Below are 15,422 nucleotides of genomic sequence, written 5' to 3' on the forward strand. Positions count from 1 at the left end.
TCGTTCCGATTCTCCGATTCAAGATAGGGAGCCGTGCAAATCCTGCAGCCGGTTGACGTCCACCGAGCCGAGTTCGTCCAGCGCGCAGCAGATGGCATGGGCGCCGGAAATCGTGGTGGTATAGGTCACCTGATGCTGCAAAGCCTGCCGTCGAATGGTGAACGAATCGGCGATGGCTTTCTTGCCCTCGGTCGTGTTGATGATAAGCTGAATCTGGCCGTTCTTGATCATGTCGACGATGTGCGGCCGCCCTTCGTACACCTTGTTCACCTTTTCGCAGGGGACGCCCGCTTCCTGCAGCACCTTCGCCGTGCCCCGCGTGGCCACCAGGCGGAAGCCTTTGGCGACCAGCGCTCGGGCGATGGGAACGATCTTGGGCTTGTCGGCGTCGCGGATGCTGATCAGTGTCGCCCCTTCGTAAGCCAGCCGGACGCTGGCAGCCCGCTGCGCCTTGGCGTAGGCTTCGCCGAAGCTGGCACCGACACCCATGACCTCGCCGGTGGATTTCATCTCCGGCCCCAGCAACGGATCGACGCCGCGGAACTTGATAAACGGAAATACCGCTTCCTTGACTGAAAAATACGGCGGGATGCGCTCCTCGAACACGCCCTGCCGATCCAGGCTGCAGCCGACCATACAGCGTGCCGCAACCTTGGCCAGCGGATAGCCGGTCGCCTTCGAAACGAAGGGGACGGTCCGGGACGCGCGCGGATTCACTTCCAGCACGAATATCTCCTCACCCTGGATGGCGAACTGGGTATTCATCAAGCCGACCACTCCCAACGCCTCCGCCAGCAGGCGGACCTGCTCCCTGACACGGTCCTGGATGTCCGGTCTCAAGTCATAGGGCGGAATCGAACAGGCGGAATCGCCCGAATGCACCCCGGCCTGCTCGATATGCTGCATCAAGCCGCCGATCATCACGCGCTGACCGTCAGCGACGGCGTCGACGTCCATCTCGATGGCGTCGGACAGAAAGCGGTCGAGCAGCACAGGGGACTCGTTGGAAACGCTGACGGCCTCCAGCATGTAGCGCTTGAGATCGTCGTCGTTGAATACGATTTCCATCGCTCGGCCGCCCAGCACGTAGGAAGGGCGCACGACCAGCGGATAGCCGATTTCCTGGGCGCCGCGCAGGGCTTCATCCAGCGAGCGCGCGGTGCGGTTGGGCGGCTGTTTCAGGTTGAGGCGGTCGATCAACTTCTGGAAGCGCTCGCGGTCCTCGGCCAGATCGATCGAATCGGGCGATGTGCCGATGATCGGCACCCCTGCCGCCTCCAGCGCCCGAGCCAGCTTCAGCGGCGTCTGGCCGCCATATTGCACGATGACGCCTTTCGGCTTCTCCAGCTGGACCACCTCGAGCACGTCCTCCAGCGTGAGGGGTTCGAAATACAGGCGGTCGGAAGTATCGAAGTCGGTGGATACCGTCTCCGGGTTGCAGTTGATCATGATGGTCTCGAAACCATCCTCGCGCAGCGCCATCGCCGCGTGCACGCAGCAATAGTCGAACTCGATGCCCTGGCCGATCCGGTTGGGGCCGCCGCCGAGCACGACGATCTTCTCGCGCTCCGTCGGTGCGGCTTCGCACTCTTCCTCGTAGGTGGAGTAGAGATAGGCGGTGAAGGTGGCGAATTCCGCCGCGCAGGAGTCGATCCGCTTGTACACCGGGCGGATGCCGACACGGTGCCTCACCGCTCGCACTTCCGCCTCGCTGCGGTCCAGCAGACGAGCCAGCCGCGAATCGGAAAAGCCCTTGCGCTTCAGTCCCAGCAGTTCATCGGCGGTCAGCGAAGCGAGCGTACGCCGGGCCAGAGCAGTTTCTTCGAGAATGAGATCCTCGATCTGGGCCAGAAACCAGGGGTCGATGGCACTCAGTTCATGGATCTCGTCCAGGCTCCAGCCCAGCCGGAAGGCGTCGGCGACATAGAACAGGCGGTCGCAGCCCGGATGGCCGAGCTCGCGCTGCAGGCGCTCGACCCGGTCCTCGCTGTCCACGGCCAGTTTGCCGACCAGCCCGTCGACGCCGATCTCCAGGCTGCGCAGGGCCTTCTGCAGCGACTCCTGGAAAGTCCGGCCGATCGCCATGGCCTCGCCCACCGATTTCATCTGGGTGGTGAGGCGGTCGTCCGCCTGCGGGAACTTCTCGAAGGTGAAGCGGGGCGCCTTGGTCACCACGTAATCGATGGTAGGCTCGAACGAAGCCGGCATCGCGCCGCCGGTGATCTCGTTGCGCAGCTCGTCCAGGGTATAGCCGACCGCCAGCTTGGCGGCGACCTTGGCGATGGGAAAGCCGGTGGCCTTGGAAGCCAGCGCCGACGAGCGCGACACCCGGGGATTCATCTCGATCACGATCAGGCGGCCATCCTTCGGGTTGACCGCGAACTGCACGTTGGAACCGCCGGTATCCACCCCGATCTCGCGCAGCACCGCGATGGAGGCGTCGCGCATGATCTGGTATTCCTTGTCGGTCAACGTCTGCGCCGGCGCGACCGTGATCGAGTCGCCGGTGTGGACGCCCATGGGATCGAGGTTCTCGATCGAGCAGACGATGATGCAGTTGTCCGCCCGGTCGCGCACCACCTCCATCTCGTATTCCTTCCAGCCGAGCACCGACTCCTCGATCAGCAGCTCGTGGGTAGGCGAGAGTTCCAGGCCGCGCTCGCAGATTTCGACGAACTCCTCGCGGTTGTAGGCGATGCCGCCGCCGGACCCGCCCAGGGTGAACGAGGGCCGGATGATGGCGGGATAGCCCACCGTGTCCAACACCGCCAGCGCCTCCTCCAGGCTGTGGGCGACATCGGACTTGGGCACCGACAGGCCGATCTTGACCATGGCTTTGCGGAACTGGTCGCGGTCCTCGGCCTTAGAGATGGCTTCGCGTTTGGCGCCGATCATCTCAACGCCGAAGCGCTCCAGCACGCCTTCGCGGTCGAGGTCCAGCGCGCAGTTGAGTGCAGTCTGGCCGCCCATGGTCGGCAGCAGCGCATCCGGCCGCTCCTTTTCGATGATACGGGCGACGGTCTGCCAATCGATCGGCTCGATGTAGGTGGCATCGGCCATCTCCGGATCGGTCATGATCGTGGCCGGATTCGAGTTGACCAGGATGACCCGATAGCCCTCTTCCCGCAGCGCCTTGCAGGCCTGCGCGCCGGAGTAGTCGAACTCGCAGGCCTGGCCGATGACGATGGGCCCTGCGCCCAACAGCAGAATCGATTTGATATCGGTACGTTTTGGCATGAACGAAGGACGCTATTAATGACGGTTGCGGGCGACTTTCATGTCGGCAATGAAGCGGTCGAACAGATCGCACAGATCGTGCGGACCGGGACTCGCTTCCGGATGCCCCTGGAAGCTGAACGCGGAACGATCGGTGTATTCGATGCCCTGAAGACTGCCGTCGAACAGCGAACGGTGGGTCGGCCGCACATTTTCGGGCAGGCTGGCTTCCTCGACGGCGAAACCGTGGTTCTGGCTGGTGATCACCACCCGGCCGGTGCTCAGATCCTGCACCGGATGATTGGCGCCGTGATGGCCGAATTTCATCTTCAGGGTGCGCGCGCCGGCCGCAAGGGCCAGCAACTGGTGTCCCAGGCAGATGCCGAACACGGGAATGCCGGTGGACAAAAATTCCCGGATCGCGGCGATGGCGTAGTCGCAGGGCTCCGGATCGCCGGGGCCGTTGGACAGAAACAGGCCGTCCGGCTTCAGCGCCAGCGCCTCAGGCGCCGGCGTCCTGGCGGGCACCACTGTGACGCGGCAGCCTCGGTCCGCAAGCAGGCGCAGGATATTCTGCTTGACGCCAAAATCGTAGGCCACCACGTGGAAGCCGCCGTTACCGGCATGCACCGGCTCGGCGCCAAGCTGCCAGGTGCCTTCGGCCCACTCATAGGACTGCTGCGTAGTCACGACCTGGGCCAGATCCATGCCCTGCAGGCCGGGAAAGTCGCGAGCCATGTCCACCGAGGCATCGGCATCCAGGCCGTCGCCGGCCGCGATGCAGCCGCGCTGGGCGCCCTTGTCGCGCAGGATACGGGTTAACCGGCGGGTATCCAGGCCGGCGATGCCGACCACGCCCCGCTGACGCAGATAATCGTCGAGCCGGATCTGGCTCCGCCAGTTGCTGGCCCGCAGCGGCAGGTCGCGGATGACCAGGCCGCTGGAGAAAATGCCGGCGGATTCGGCATCCTCTTCGTTGATACCGGTGTTGCCGACGTGCGGATAGGTCAACGTGACGATCTGGCGGGCGTAGGACGGATCGGTAAGAATTTCCTGGTAGCCGGTGATCGAGGTATTGAACACCACCTCGCCCACCGACGAGCCTTCGGCTCCAATCGCGTAGCCGCGAAACACGGTACCGTCTTCAAGAGCAAGCAGCGCGGGAGTTTTCAATAAGGCCACCTTAAGATGTGCAAAACGGGGCAGACCCGAAGATATGCCCCGCTCGTTGGAATTCGACGCGTTTTAGCCGCTCGATTATAGAAGATCGCCCTAATGGAGTCCATCTGGAGCGCGGGGGCGGCTCATCCCTTCAACCCCAACACATCCTGCATATCGAACAGGCCTTTGCCTTGGGACATCAACCAGACGGCCGCCCTTACCGCCCCCTTGGCAAAGGTCATGCGGCTGCTGGCCTTGTGGGTGATCTCGATGCGCTCGCCCTCATCGGCGAACATGACGGTGTGTTCGCCGACGATGTCGCCGGCGCGGATGGTGGAGAAGCCGATGGTCTTGGCATCGCGCGCGCCGGTGATGCCTTCGCGGCCGTAGATCGCACAATCCTGTAAGCTCCGCCCCAGCGCCGCGGCCACCACCTCGCCCATCCGCAGGGCGGTACCCGAGGGCGCGTCGATCTTGTGGCGATGATGCGCCTCGACGATCTCGATGTCGGAATGTTCGCCCACCACCCGGGCGGCGACATCCAGCAGCTTGAGCGCCAGATTCACGCCCACGCTCATGTTGGGCGCGAACACGATGCCGGCGCCTTCCGCGGCGGCGGCGATGGCCTGGCGCTGCTCCGCGCTGAAGCCGGTCGTCCCGATTACCAGCCGGATTCCGGCCGAGCGGCAGAACTCGAGGTGGGCCAGGGTGACTTCCGGCAGAGTGAAATCGATCAGCACATCGACTTTGTCCGACACTTCGCTCAGGTTGCCGACCACGGGCAAACCGATAGCCGACAGGCCCGCCAGTTCGCCGGCGTCGCGGCCCACCGCCGGACTCCCTGGACGCGCGATCGCCGCCGTCAGTTCCACGGCCGGATCGGCCAGACAGGCGCGCACGAGATTGCCTCCCATGCGTCCCGCAACACCGGCTATTCCAACTCTAATAACCATGGTTCCAGCCTGCCCCCCTCAAAGTCCCAGACGATCGAAGAACTGCTTGACGCCGTCCAGCCAGCCGTGCGCCTGTGGGCTGTGATGGCTGCCCCCGCCGCGCAGGGATTCGTCCAGCTGCCGGATCAGCTCGGTCTGCTCCTTGTTCAGGTGCACCGGCGTCTCCACCCGCACCCGGCACAGCAAGTCTCCGGCCACGCCGCCACGGACCGGCTTGACGCCCTTGCCCCGGACCCGGAACAGCCGCCCCGTCTGGGTCTCGGACGGAATCTTGAGCACCACCTTGCCGTCCAGTGTCGGCACTTCCAGCTCGCCACCCAGGCAGGCGGTGGGAAAACTGATCGGCACTTCGCAATACAGGTCGGCGCCGTCACGGGTGAAGATCGCATGCTCCTTCACGCCGATGTGTACGTAGAGATCACCCGGCGGCCCCCCGCCCTCTCCCGCTTCGCCCTCGCCGGACAGACGGATGCGGTCGCCGGTGTCCACGCCGGGCGGGATCTTGACCGAAAGCGTCTTGGTTTCCTGCACGCGGCCCTGGCCGTAGCAGACCCGGCATGGATCGGAGACGTGTTGGCCAGTGCCGCGGCAGGTCGGGCAGGTCTGCTGGACGGAGAAGAAGCCCTGCTGCATGCGGACGGCGCCCTGGCCGTGGCAGGTCGGGCAGGTCACGGGTGAACTGCCTTTCTTGGCGCCGGAACCCTCGCACTCGGAGCACGAAACCCAGGTCGGTACCTTGATCTTGGTTTCGGTGCCGGCCACGGCCTCTTCCAGCGTCAGCTCGAGGTTATAGCGCAGGTCGGCGCCGCGCTGTCCGCGGCCACGGCGGCGACCTGCGCCGCCGCCGAAGATGTCGCCGAAGACGTCGCCGAAGACGTCGCTGAAATTATCGCCGGTGAACCCGAAGCCGCCGCCTCCGCCCATCGAGGGATCAACGCCGGCATGGCCGAATTGGTCGTAGGCGGACCGTTTCTTGGGGTCGGACAGCACCTCGTAGGCTTCCTTCGCGCTCTTGAAACGCTCCTCGGCCTCGGGATTGTCCTTGTTCCGGTCGGGGTGGTATTTCATCGCCAGGCGGCGGAACGCCGTTTTGATGTCGCTGTCGCTGGCGTTGCGCGGAACCCCGAGCGTTTCGTAATAGTCTTCTTTTGCCATAAACGCACAACCGCCGGCTTGACGCCGGCGGCCCGATTAGAGGGATAAGGATGAGCCGCCCCGCACCCTAAAGACGCGAAGCGGTCCGCCGCGGTTTAACGCTTGTCGTCGCGGACTTCCTCGAATTCGGCGTCGACGACGTCGTCACCGCCGGCCCCGCCGGCTTTTTCATGGCCTTGCGCTTCCGCGGCGCCCGGCTCACCCTGCTGGGCATAAAGCCGTTCGGCCAGCTTGCCGGAAAGCTCGGTCAGTGTCTTGGTCCGCTGCTCGATCAGATCCTTGTTATCACCGCCCATGGCGTCCTTCAGATCGTTCAGGGCCGCCTCGATCTTCGCCCGTTCCTCGCCGGACACCTTGTCACCCAGTTCGGACAAGGTCTTGTTGGTGGCGTGGACCATGGCGTCGGCGTGATTGCGCGCGGTCACCAGCTCATGCATGCGGCGGTCTTCTTCCGCATGCACCTCGGCGTCCTTCACCATACGCTTGATCTCGTCCTCGGACAGGCCGCTGGAGGCGCGGATGACGATGGACTGCTGCTTGCCGGTCGCCTTGTCCTTGGCGGAAACGTTCAATATGCCGTTGGCGTCGATGTCGAAGGTCACCTCGATCTGCGGCACGCCGCGCGGCGCCATCGGGATGTCGCTCAGGTCGAAGCGCCCCAGCGACTTGTTGTCGCGCGCCATCTCGCGTTCGCCCTGCAGCACATGGATGGTCACGGCCGTCTGGCTGTCCTCTGCGGTGGAGAACACTTGCGCAGCCTTGGTCGGGATCGTGGTGTTCTTTTCGATCAGCTTGGTCAGGACGCCGCCGAGGGTCTCTATCCCTAAAGACAGCGGGGTCACGTCCAGCAGCAGCACATCCTTCACCTGGCCGCCGAGCACACCCGCCTGGATGGCGGCGCCAACGGCCACGGCTTCGTCCGGGTTGACGTCCTTGCGCGGCTCCTTGCCGAAGATTTCCTTCACGAAATCCTGCACCTTGGGCATGCGGGTCTGGCCGCCGACCAGGATGACCTCGTCGATGTCGCCCGGCTTGACGCCGGCATCCTTCAACGCGGTTTCGCAGGGGCCGCGGGTGCGTAGGATCAGGTCCTCCACCAGCGCTTCCAGCTTCGCGCGGGTAAGCTTGACGTTCAGGTGTTTGGGTCCGGTCGCATCCGCCGTGATATAGGGCAGATTGATTTCGGTCTGCTGACTGGACGACAGCTCGATCTTGGCCTTCTCGGCGGACTCCTTCAGGCGCTGCAGCGCCAGCGGGTCGTTGTGCAGGTCGATGCCCTGCTCCTTGCGGAATTCATCCACGATGTATTCGATGATGCGCAGGTCGAAGTCTTCGCCGCCGAGGAAGGTGTCGCCGTTGGTCGACAGCACTTCGAACTGGTGCTCGCCGTCGACTTCGGCGATCTCGATGATGGAGATGTCGAAGGTGCCGCCGCCCAGGTCGTAGACCGCGATCTTCTGGTCCCCACGGCTCTTGTCCATGCCGTAGGCCAACGCCGCTGCGGTCGGCTCGTTGATGATGCGCTTGACGTCGAGGCCGGCAATGCGGCCGGCGTCCTTGGTGGCCTGGCGCTGGGAGTCGTTGAAATAGGCCGGCACGGTAATGACCGCTTCCTTGACCTCTTCACCCAGATAGGCCTCGGCATCCTTCTTGAGCTTCATCAGCACGCGCGCCGAGATCTCCGGCGGCGCCATCTTCTTGCCCGCAGCCTCCACCCAGGCATCGCCGTTTTCCGCCTCGACGATAGTGTAAGGCACCATCTTGATGTCCTTCTGGACGACATCGTCCTTGAAGCGGCGGCCGATGAGCCGCTTGATCGCGAACAAGGTGTTCTTCGGATTGGTGATAGCCTGCCGCTTGGCGGACTGCCCGACCAGCGCCTCGTTGTCGGTGCTGAACGCAATGATCGACGGCGTGGTGCGCGCCCCCTCGGCGTTCTCGATCACGCGGGGCTTGCCACCTTCAAGAATGGCCACGCACGAGTTGGTGGTGCCCAGGTCGATCCCGATAATTTTTGCCATGGATTTCTCCGGTTTATCTGTGATTGTTCTGACGGATAGATGCTATGTGAGGCCGATCCAGGGGATTTCAAGCCTGGGCTACGACCACGAGCGCAGGGCGCAGCAGACGGTCGTTCAACAAATAGCCTTTCTGAAATACCTTGAGCACAGTGTTCGGCTCGACCGCCTCGGCGGATTCCATGGCCATGGCCTGGTGCTGTTCCGGATTGAATTTCTCGCCGACCGGATCGACGGCCAAGATGCCGAACTTCTCGAACACGCTCTGAAACTGCTTCAAGGTCAGCTCCGCGCCTTCCCTGAGCTTGGCGACATCGGGGGTGTCAGCAGTCGAGGCCGCGATGCCGAGTTCCAGGCTGTCCATCACAGGCAAAAGCTCCCTGGCGAATTTTTCCAGGGCGTACTTATGTGCATTCTGGAGATCTTTCTCCACCCGCCGGCGCAGGTTTTCCATTTCCGCCTGAGCCCGCACGAAACGCTCCCAGTTGTCGCTCGCCTGCTGCTGCGCTTCAAGCAATGCCCGGTCGGGCTCAGCGGCAGGCACTTCGGCAGGTTGCGCCTCCACTTCCAGAAGCTCCGGCTGCGCGTCTGTGCCGGGACCGTTGGTCAATTCTTCTTCGCTCATAATCCGAATTATAGGGGTTCAAAATTTTTCGATCGGGAAAAACGAAACCGCCCGGCTCCTTAAAGGGAGCGGGCGGCGGACGTCCCGGTGCCGTCGCAACTCCGGAGACGTTAAGTTGGGGCCAGCGTCCGCTGATTCAAGGCTGCCCCCACCAGTTTCGCGGTGATGTCCACCAGCGGGATCACCCGTTCGTATTTCATCCGGGTCGGCCCAATCACGCCGAGGACACCCACCACCCGGTTGTCGACCGAGTAGGAGGCGGTCACCAGGCTGCAGGGCTCAAGCGGCCGGAAACCGCTTTCTTCTCCAATGAGTATCTTGACGCCGGGCGAATCGAGGCAGCGATCGAGCAGGCCGACGATGCTTTCCTTCTGCCGGAACGCCTCGAACAGGCCGCGCAGCCGATCGACGTCGGCCAGTTCGACGAAGTCCATGAGGTTAGTCTCGCCGCGCACCAGAAACGGCTTCTTGGAGCGTCCACCCTCGAGCAGAGCCTGCTCGGCGATTTCGCCCGCCTGCAACAGCTGTTCGCTCAAACGCTCGCGTTCGTTCTGCAATTCGGCGCGCAGATGTTCGCGCGCCGAAGCCATGTCCTTGCCGGCGCAGACGGCGTTGAAAAAGTTGGCGGCGGCCTGCAATTCCGCGGCGCTGAAACTGTGGGGAGTGTGAATGATCTTGTTGTGGATTTCCTGGTCGCTCGTCACCAGGATGGCGAGCACCCGATGGTCCGACAGGGGCAGAAATTCAATGTGCTGGAATGCCAGAGTTTCCCGCCTCGGCATGGAGATGATGCAGGCCATGTGGGTGAGCTCCGACAGCAGCTTGGAAGCCGTCTCCAGCAAGTCACGCGGATTGTCCCGGCTTTCGAGATCCAGCCACAACTGGTCGACGATGCCCTGCTGCAACGGCTTCACGGTAAGCAGAGAATCGACGAACAGGCGATAGCCGCTCACGGTGGGCAGGCGCCCCGCCGAGGTATGCGGCGAGGTGATCAGACCGAGTTCCTCGAGATCGGCCATGACATTGCGTATCGTTGCCGGACTCAAGCCGGCATCCCTGGCAAGGATACGCGAACCGACCGGCTGGCCTTCGCCGATATAGCGCTCCACCAGCGCCTTCAAAAGGTGCTGCGCTCGCTCGCTCAGTTCGGGAAAACTCGCCACGGAAATTCCGGAAAGAATCTGGATTAGCACTCGACCGATTGGAGTGCCAAAAACTAGCAACCCCTAGATTAAGTGTCAAGAAGGTCCTACCATTTGGCGGACATGCCGCACCCGGATTATTTAACCGGCTGCGGCGACTGAGCCTTGCCAATCCTGTCAAGACCTTAAGGCATCGAACTTTCAACCCCTCCCTATCTCACCCGAGTTCAGGCGGATGCTTTCGCAATTTCGCACCATCGCGCTCATCGGAAAGCCGGACGCTCCCCGGATAGCGGATACGCTCGCCGCCATTCATACCTATCTGCTGACTTCCGGACTCGAAATCCTGGTGGAACGTGGGTGCGCGACGCTTTTTCCGCATTCCGAACGGATATGCACGATGCCGGAACTGGCGCAGCGGGCGGACATCGCCGTGGTCGTCGGCGGGGACGGCACTTTGCTGGGAGCCGCGCGGAGCCTTTATGCGCACGGCGTTCCCCTCATCGGGATCAACCTGGGCCGGCTGGGCTTTCTGGTGGACATTTCCCCGAACGAGGCCGTCGGCAAACTCCACGCGATACTGACCGGCGCCTGTCGCGCCGAGGAACGTTACCCCCTGGTGGCACGGCTGATCCGGGAGGAAGAGATCATCGCACAGGGCAGCGCCATCAACGAAGTCGTCGTCCATAGCGGCAGCGCGACCAGTATGATAGAGCTCGAAACCACCATCGACGGCGTCTTTCTGAATTCGCAGCGCTCCGACGGCCTGATCGTCTCCACGCCTACCGGTTCGACCGCCTATGCGCTGTCAGCCGGCGGTCCGATCCTCTACCCCGCACTCAATGCGATGGTGCTGGCGCCGATCAACCCCCATACGCTGTCCAATCGCCCCATCGTCATCTCCGGGGACAGCCTGGTCGCGATCGCCTTCCGGCCGAACAAGGAATTCCGCGCCCAGGTGAGCTGCGACAACGTCCCCTTCCCGGACGTCGCGATCGAGGACCGCATCGAGATTCGCAAGGCGGAACGGCCCTTCCGCATCCTCCACCCGACGGATTACGATTTTTTCCAGATCCTGCGGCTCAAGCTCAACTGGAGCAACCGCTAGGCCATGCTGACCACTCTCAGCATTCGGGATCTGGCGGTGGTGTCCGCCCTCGACCTGGAGCTCCGGCCTGGCTTCACCGTGCTCACCGGCGAAACCGGCGCAGGCAAATCGATCCTGCTCACCGCTCTGGGCCTGGCACTCGGCGACCGGGCCGACTCCGGCCTGGTGCGGCCAGGTGCGGAGCGTGGCGAAGTCAGCCTGTGCTTCGATCTGGACGACGCTTCGTCCGCCCGCGATTGGCTACTCGATAACGAACTGGCCGAAGCCGACGAGGACACCTGCCTGATCCGCCGGACCATCAGCGCCGACGGGCGTTCCCGCGCTTTCATCAACGGCCGCCCCGCGACCCTGCCGAACCTCCAGGCCTTGGGCCGGCACTTGGTGGAAATCCACGGCCAGCACGCCCATCTGAACCTGCTGCAGGCCGGCGAGCAGCGAGCCTTGCTGGACCGGCATGCAGGTTCCCGTGAACTGGCCTCGGAACTGAAGCGGCTTTTCGATCGCTGGAAAGAGATTTCCGAGCGGATCGACCGGCTGCAGCAGGATGCCAGCAGCCGCAACGCCCGCCAGGAACTGCTCCAGTACCAGGTGAACGAACTGGAACAGCTCGAGATCGAGACCCTGGATTACCGTGCCCTGTCGGAAGAACACGAACTTCTGGCCAATCTCGGCCGAGTCTCCGAAATCGGCTACGCCCAGCTCAAGCTGCTCTACGAGGACGAACAATATTCAGTCAACGGGCTGCTGGCCCAGTCCACCCATGCGGTCGGCGAACTCGCCCAGATCTCGCGGGACTTCGCGGAAACGCTGGAACTGCTGGAAAGCGCCCGCATTCAGGTCAAAGAGGCGGCGATGGCGTTGCGCCATCACCTGGACGCCCTCGATCCCGACCCGGCTAAATTCGCGGCGCTGGAACAACGGCTGGCGGAAGTCCACCAGCTCGGACGCAAGCACCAGGTGCGCCCGGAAGAGCTGCCCGCCCACCTTGAAACGCTCCGGACCGAATTGCGGGGCCTTGCGACCGGCGAGGAGCGGCTCGAGCACCTGCTTTCCGAACAAAGCGAACTGCTTTCCGCCTATGACGCCGCCGCCCGCAGCCTGTCTCAACACCGGCAGCAAGCCGCGGAGGCGCTGGAAACCGACATCTCCCGGCTCATCCACGAACTCGGCATGCCGCACGGACGCTTCGCCGTCGCGTTCGAGACCGACGCGGAGGCATTGCCCGCTCCCCATGGGCGGGACAGGATCGAGTTCCTGGTCAGCGCCAATCCGGGCCTGCCGCCGCGGCCGCTGTCGCGGGTTGCCTCCGGCGGCGAGCTTTCGCGCATCAGCCTGGCGATCGAGGTCGCATCGATTGCGCAAAAGACCACGCCGACCCTGATCTACGACGAGGTGGACACCGGCATAGGCGGCGGCGTCGCCGAGATGGTGGGGATCAAGCTGCGCTCGCTCGGCATCAACCGCCAAGTGCTGTGCGTGACCCACCTGCCCCAGATCGCGGCTCTGGGTCATCAGCATCTGCTGGTCGAGAAACATGCGAAAGACGGCATCACCCAGTCCACGGTACGCCCGCTGAACATGGACGAACGTACCGGCGAGATCGCCCGCATGCTCGGCGGTCTGCGCATCACCGAGCAGACCCTGGCTCACGCACGGGAAATGCTGGCCCTGGCGCATTGAAATCGATTCCTCCACCGAATTTTGCTTTAAAATTGGCGCAAGCATCGCAATATCGGTTTTCTTCGACCCGATTACCCACATAACCACCAGGAATCCGCATGACTGACTCGACCCCAGAGACGAAGCCGACACGGTCCCTCAAGGAAAATCTCCAGGAAACCCTGGAAATCCTGAAAAGCGGCGAATCCGTTACCCTGCCCAGAAAGGTGGTGATCGCGGCCGTAGTAATCGCCCTGGGTCTCATCGTTTTCTGAATTCGACTGCGTCCTTACCGTGCGCCGCCGGCTCACGGTCTCGCCGTTCCGCTACCCGTTTCCTGAACCCGGCGGTACAAGCCGGTCATCCGCATCTTTCCGAATCACGTGACCTCGATACGATTCATTCCCGAATGGGAAAAACAATCCGCCGTGCTGATCGCCTGGCCGCCGGGCAGCGGCGATTTCGCCCCCTGGCTGGGCGACGTCGAGCAGACCTATGCGGCCATCGCCGCGGCAGTGAGCCGGCGCGAAACCCTCCTGATCGCCTGCCTGGACCCGGCCCATGAACGGCGTATCGGCGAGATCCTGAAAAATACCGGGGTGGACGACAACCGAGTTGTTTTCATCCGGATTCCGTACGACGACATCTGGGTGCGCGACACCGCACCCTTGAGCCGCCTGAATGATGGCCGGGTGGAACTGCTGGATTTCCGTTTCAACGGCTGGGGCGGGAAATACGAATGCGCTGACGATGCGGCACTGGCCGCCCGCCTCGTTGCGGCGGGCATCTTCGGCCGGACGCCGCGAGTGGCGGTCGATTTCGTACTGGAAGGCGGCAGCGTCGAAACCGACGGGCTCGGGACCGTGCTGACGACCAGCCACTGCCTGCTCAATCCGAACCGCAATCCCGGCTACGGCCGCTCGGAAATCGAGGCTTGCCTTTCGGAGACGCTGGGGGCCGACCGGATACTTTGGCTGGATCACGGCAAAGCCGAAGGTGACGACACCGACGCTCATGTCGATACCCTGGCGAGGTTCTGCTCGGAACACACCATCGCCTACACCGCCTGCGACGACGAATCCGATCCGCACCATGCACCGCTCAAGGCGATGGAGCGGCAGTTGCAAGATCTGAAACAGCGCGACGGCCGCCCCTACACCCTGGTGCCGCTGCCGATCCCTCAACCCATCCGCGACGAGGAAGGCCGGCGCCTGCCCGCCACCTATGCCAATTTCCTGATCGTCAACGGCGCCGTTCTGGTCCCCGTCTACGGCGATCCGGCAGACTCGGTCGCCCTCGAGCGCCTGGCGCCGTGCTTCCCGGACCGCGAAATCGTCCCCATCCGCTGTACGCCGCTGATCCACCAGTACGGCAGCCTGCACTGCATGAGCATGCAATTTCCCGAAGCCGCCGGAGTCTCCCGCCCATGAAGTCCACCCTCAAGCTGGCACTGGCACAGCAGCCCTGCAACGGCAGCCGGGAACAGAATCTGGCCTCATCCGTCGAAGGCATCCGCAACGCCAAGGCCCAGGGCGCCGATCTGGTGATGCTACCGGAACTGCACCTCGGCCCGTATTTCTGCCAAACCGAGGACTGCAGCTGTTTCGACGGCGCGGAAACCATCCCCGGCCCCACCACCGCCGAACTTGGGTCCGTGGCGCGGGAACTCGGCATCGTGGTGGTCGCCTCGCTGTTCGAACGGCGGGCCCCCGGCCTCTATCACAACACGGCGGTGGTGCTGGAAAGTGACGGCAGCCTGGCCGGAAAGTACCGGAAGATGCACATCCCGGACGATCCGGGCTATTACGAGAAGTTCTATTTCACCCCGGGCGATCTCGGCTTCCGCCCCATCGACACTTCGGTCGGACGCTTGGGGGTGCTGGTCTGCTGGGATCAATGGTATCCGGAGGCCGCGCGCCTGATGGCGCTGGCGGGTGCCGATCTCCTGCTGTACCCCACGGCGATCGGTTGGAACCCGGCCGACGACGAGGCCGAACGGTCGCGCCAGCTCGAGGCCTGGATCACCGTGCAGCGCGGCCACGCGGTCGCCAACGGACTGACGGTAGCGGCCTGCAACCGCATCGGCAGCGAACCCGACCCGAGCGGCCAAACGCCGGGCATTCTGTTCTGGGGAAACAGTTTCGCTGCAGGCCCGCAGGGAGAATTCCTCTGCCGTGCCGGATCCGCGGACGCGGAATTGCTGATGGTGGAGGTCGACCGCAAGCGCTCCGAAGACGTCCGGCGCATCTGGCCTTTCCTGCGGGACCGCCGTATCGACGGTTACGACGGATTATTACGGCGCTATCTCGATTAACTCTTCTCCTGGGCAGCCCTCCCCCAAAAAAAAACCGGGGACGAGCAAGAAGCTCGCCCCCGGCTTTTTAC

Annotated in this window: 12 protein-coding genes; 5 read left to right on the top strand and 7 right to left on the bottom strand. The window is 63.5% G+C overall.

The window, feature by feature from the left end; translation table 11 throughout:
• Positions 1-18: 18 nt before the first annotated feature.
• The 7 genes from carB to hrcA form a co-directional block, all read right to left on the bottom strand.
• Positions 19-3,237 (bottom strand): carbamoyl-phosphate synthase large subunit, encoded by a 3,219-nt coding sequence (gene carB / locus OOT43_RS04795; protein ID WP_266023612.1) that lies wholly within the window; start codon positions 3,235-3,237, stop codon positions 19-21.
• Between the two features lie 15 nt (positions 3,238-3,252).
• Complete coding sequence (carA, locus tag OOT43_RS04800) at positions 3,253-4,389, bottom strand: glutamine-hydrolyzing carbamoyl-phosphate synthase small subunit (RefSeq protein ID WP_266023613.1); 1,137 nt, start codon at positions 4,387-4,389, stop codon at positions 3,253-3,255.
• 131 nt (positions 4,390-4,520) lie between these two features.
• Positions 4,521-5,330, bottom strand: a complete 810-nt coding sequence (gene dapB / locus OOT43_RS04805) for a 4-hydroxy-tetrahydrodipicolinate reductase (RefSeq protein WP_266023615.1) — start codon at positions 5,328-5,330, stop codon at positions 4,521-4,523.
• 18 nt (positions 5,331-5,348) lie between these two features.
• Positions 5,349-6,485: a molecular chaperone DnaJ gene (gene dnaJ / locus OOT43_RS04810; RefSeq protein ID WP_266023617.1), complete on the bottom strand. Its 1,137-nt coding sequence runs from the start codon at positions 6,483-6,485 to the stop codon at positions 5,349-5,351.
• A 95-nt stretch (positions 6,486-6,580) separates the two neighbouring features.
• Positions 6,581-8,506, bottom strand: a complete 1,926-nt coding sequence (gene dnaK / locus OOT43_RS04815) for a molecular chaperone DnaK (RefSeq protein WP_266023619.1) — start codon at positions 8,504-8,506, stop codon at positions 6,581-6,583.
• Between the two features lie 67 nt (positions 8,507-8,573).
• Positions 8,574-9,128, bottom strand: a complete 555-nt coding sequence (grpE, locus tag OOT43_RS04820) for a nucleotide exchange factor GrpE (RefSeq protein ID WP_266023622.1) — start codon at positions 9,126-9,128, stop codon at positions 8,574-8,576.
• A 110-nt stretch (positions 9,129-9,238) separates the two neighbouring features.
• Positions 9,239-10,291, bottom strand: coding sequence for a heat-inducible transcriptional repressor HrcA (hrcA, locus tag OOT43_RS04825; protein ID WP_266023624.1), 1,053 nt, complete (start codon positions 10,289-10,291; stop codon positions 9,239-9,241).
• A 214-nt stretch (positions 10,292-10,505) separates the two neighbouring features.
• On the opposite strand from hrcA, the gene OOT43_RS04830 reads away from it, so the two are divergent.
• The 5 genes from OOT43_RS04830 (at position 10,506) to OOT43_RS04850 (ending at position 15,351) form a co-directional block, all read left to right on the top strand.
• Positions 10,506-11,378 (top strand): NAD(+) kinase, encoded by an 873-nt coding sequence (locus OOT43_RS04830; protein ID WP_266023626.1) that lies wholly within the window; start codon positions 10,506-10,508, stop codon positions 11,376-11,378.
• A 3-nt stretch (positions 11,379-11,381) separates the two neighbouring features.
• Complete coding sequence (gene recN, locus OOT43_RS04835; protein WP_266023628.1) at positions 11,382-13,058, top strand: DNA repair protein RecN; 1,677 nt, start codon at positions 11,382-11,384, stop codon at positions 13,056-13,058.
• Between the two features lie 98 nt (positions 13,059-13,156).
• A complete protein-coding gene (locus OOT43_RS04840) occupies positions 13,157-13,312 on the top strand; it encodes a hypothetical protein (protein ID WP_266023630.1) in 156 nt (51 codons plus the stop codon).
• Positions 13,313-13,420: 108 nt separating this feature from the next.
• Entirely contained in the window at positions 13,421-14,467 is a 1,047-nt protein-coding gene (locus OOT43_RS04845; RefSeq protein ID WP_266023632.1) for an agmatine deiminase family protein, read from the top strand.
• Complete coding sequence (locus tag OOT43_RS04850) at positions 14,464-15,351, top strand: carbon-nitrogen hydrolase (RefSeq protein ID WP_266023634.1); 888 nt, start codon at positions 14,464-14,466, stop codon at positions 15,349-15,351. Before OOT43_RS04845 ends, OOT43_RS04850 begins: the two co-directional genes overlap by 4 nt.
• Positions 15,352-15,422 lie beyond the last annotated feature (71 nt).

Origin of the sequence: Methylococcus mesophilus, from assembly GCF_026247885.1 — a bacterium.
Taxonomy (GTDB): domain Bacteria; phylum Pseudomonadota; class Gammaproteobacteria; order Methylococcales; family Methylococcaceae; genus Methylococcus; species Methylococcus mesophilus.

Bases quoted from the DNA above. Each gene is read 5' to 3' on its own strand.
- OOT43_RS04850 (WP_266023634.1), top strand. From the start codon at position 14,464: ATGAAGTCCACCCTCAAGCTGGCACTGGCACAGCAGCCCTGCAACGGC.
- OOT43_RS04840 (WP_266023630.1), top strand. From the start codon at position 13,157: ATGACTGACTCGACCCCAGAGACGAAGCCGACACGGTCCCTCAAGGAA.
- dnaJ (WP_266023617.1), bottom strand. From the start codon at position 6,485: ATGGCAAAAGAAGACTATTACGAAACGCTCGGGGTTCCGCGCAACGCC.
- grpE (WP_266023622.1), bottom strand. From the start codon at position 9,128: ATGAGCGAAGAAGAATTGACCAACGGTCCCGGCACAGACGCGCAGCCG.
- dapB (WP_266023615.1), bottom strand. From the start codon at position 5,330: ATGGTTATTAGAGTTGGAATAGCCGGTGTTGCGGGACGCATGGGAGGC.
- carB (WP_266023612.1), bottom strand. From the start codon at position 3,237: ATGCCAAAACGTACCGATATCAAATCGATTCTGCTGTTGGGCGCAGGG.
- dnaK (WP_266023619.1), bottom strand. From the start codon at position 8,506: ATGGCAAAAATTATCGGGATCGACCTGGGCACCACCAACTCGTGCGTG.
- OOT43_RS04830 (WP_266023626.1), top strand. From the start codon at position 10,506: ATGCTTTCGCAATTTCGCACCATCGCGCTCATCGGAAAGCCGGACGCT.
- recN (WP_266023628.1), top strand. From the start codon at position 11,382: ATGCTGACCACTCTCAGCATTCGGGATCTGGCGGTGGTGTCCGCCCTC.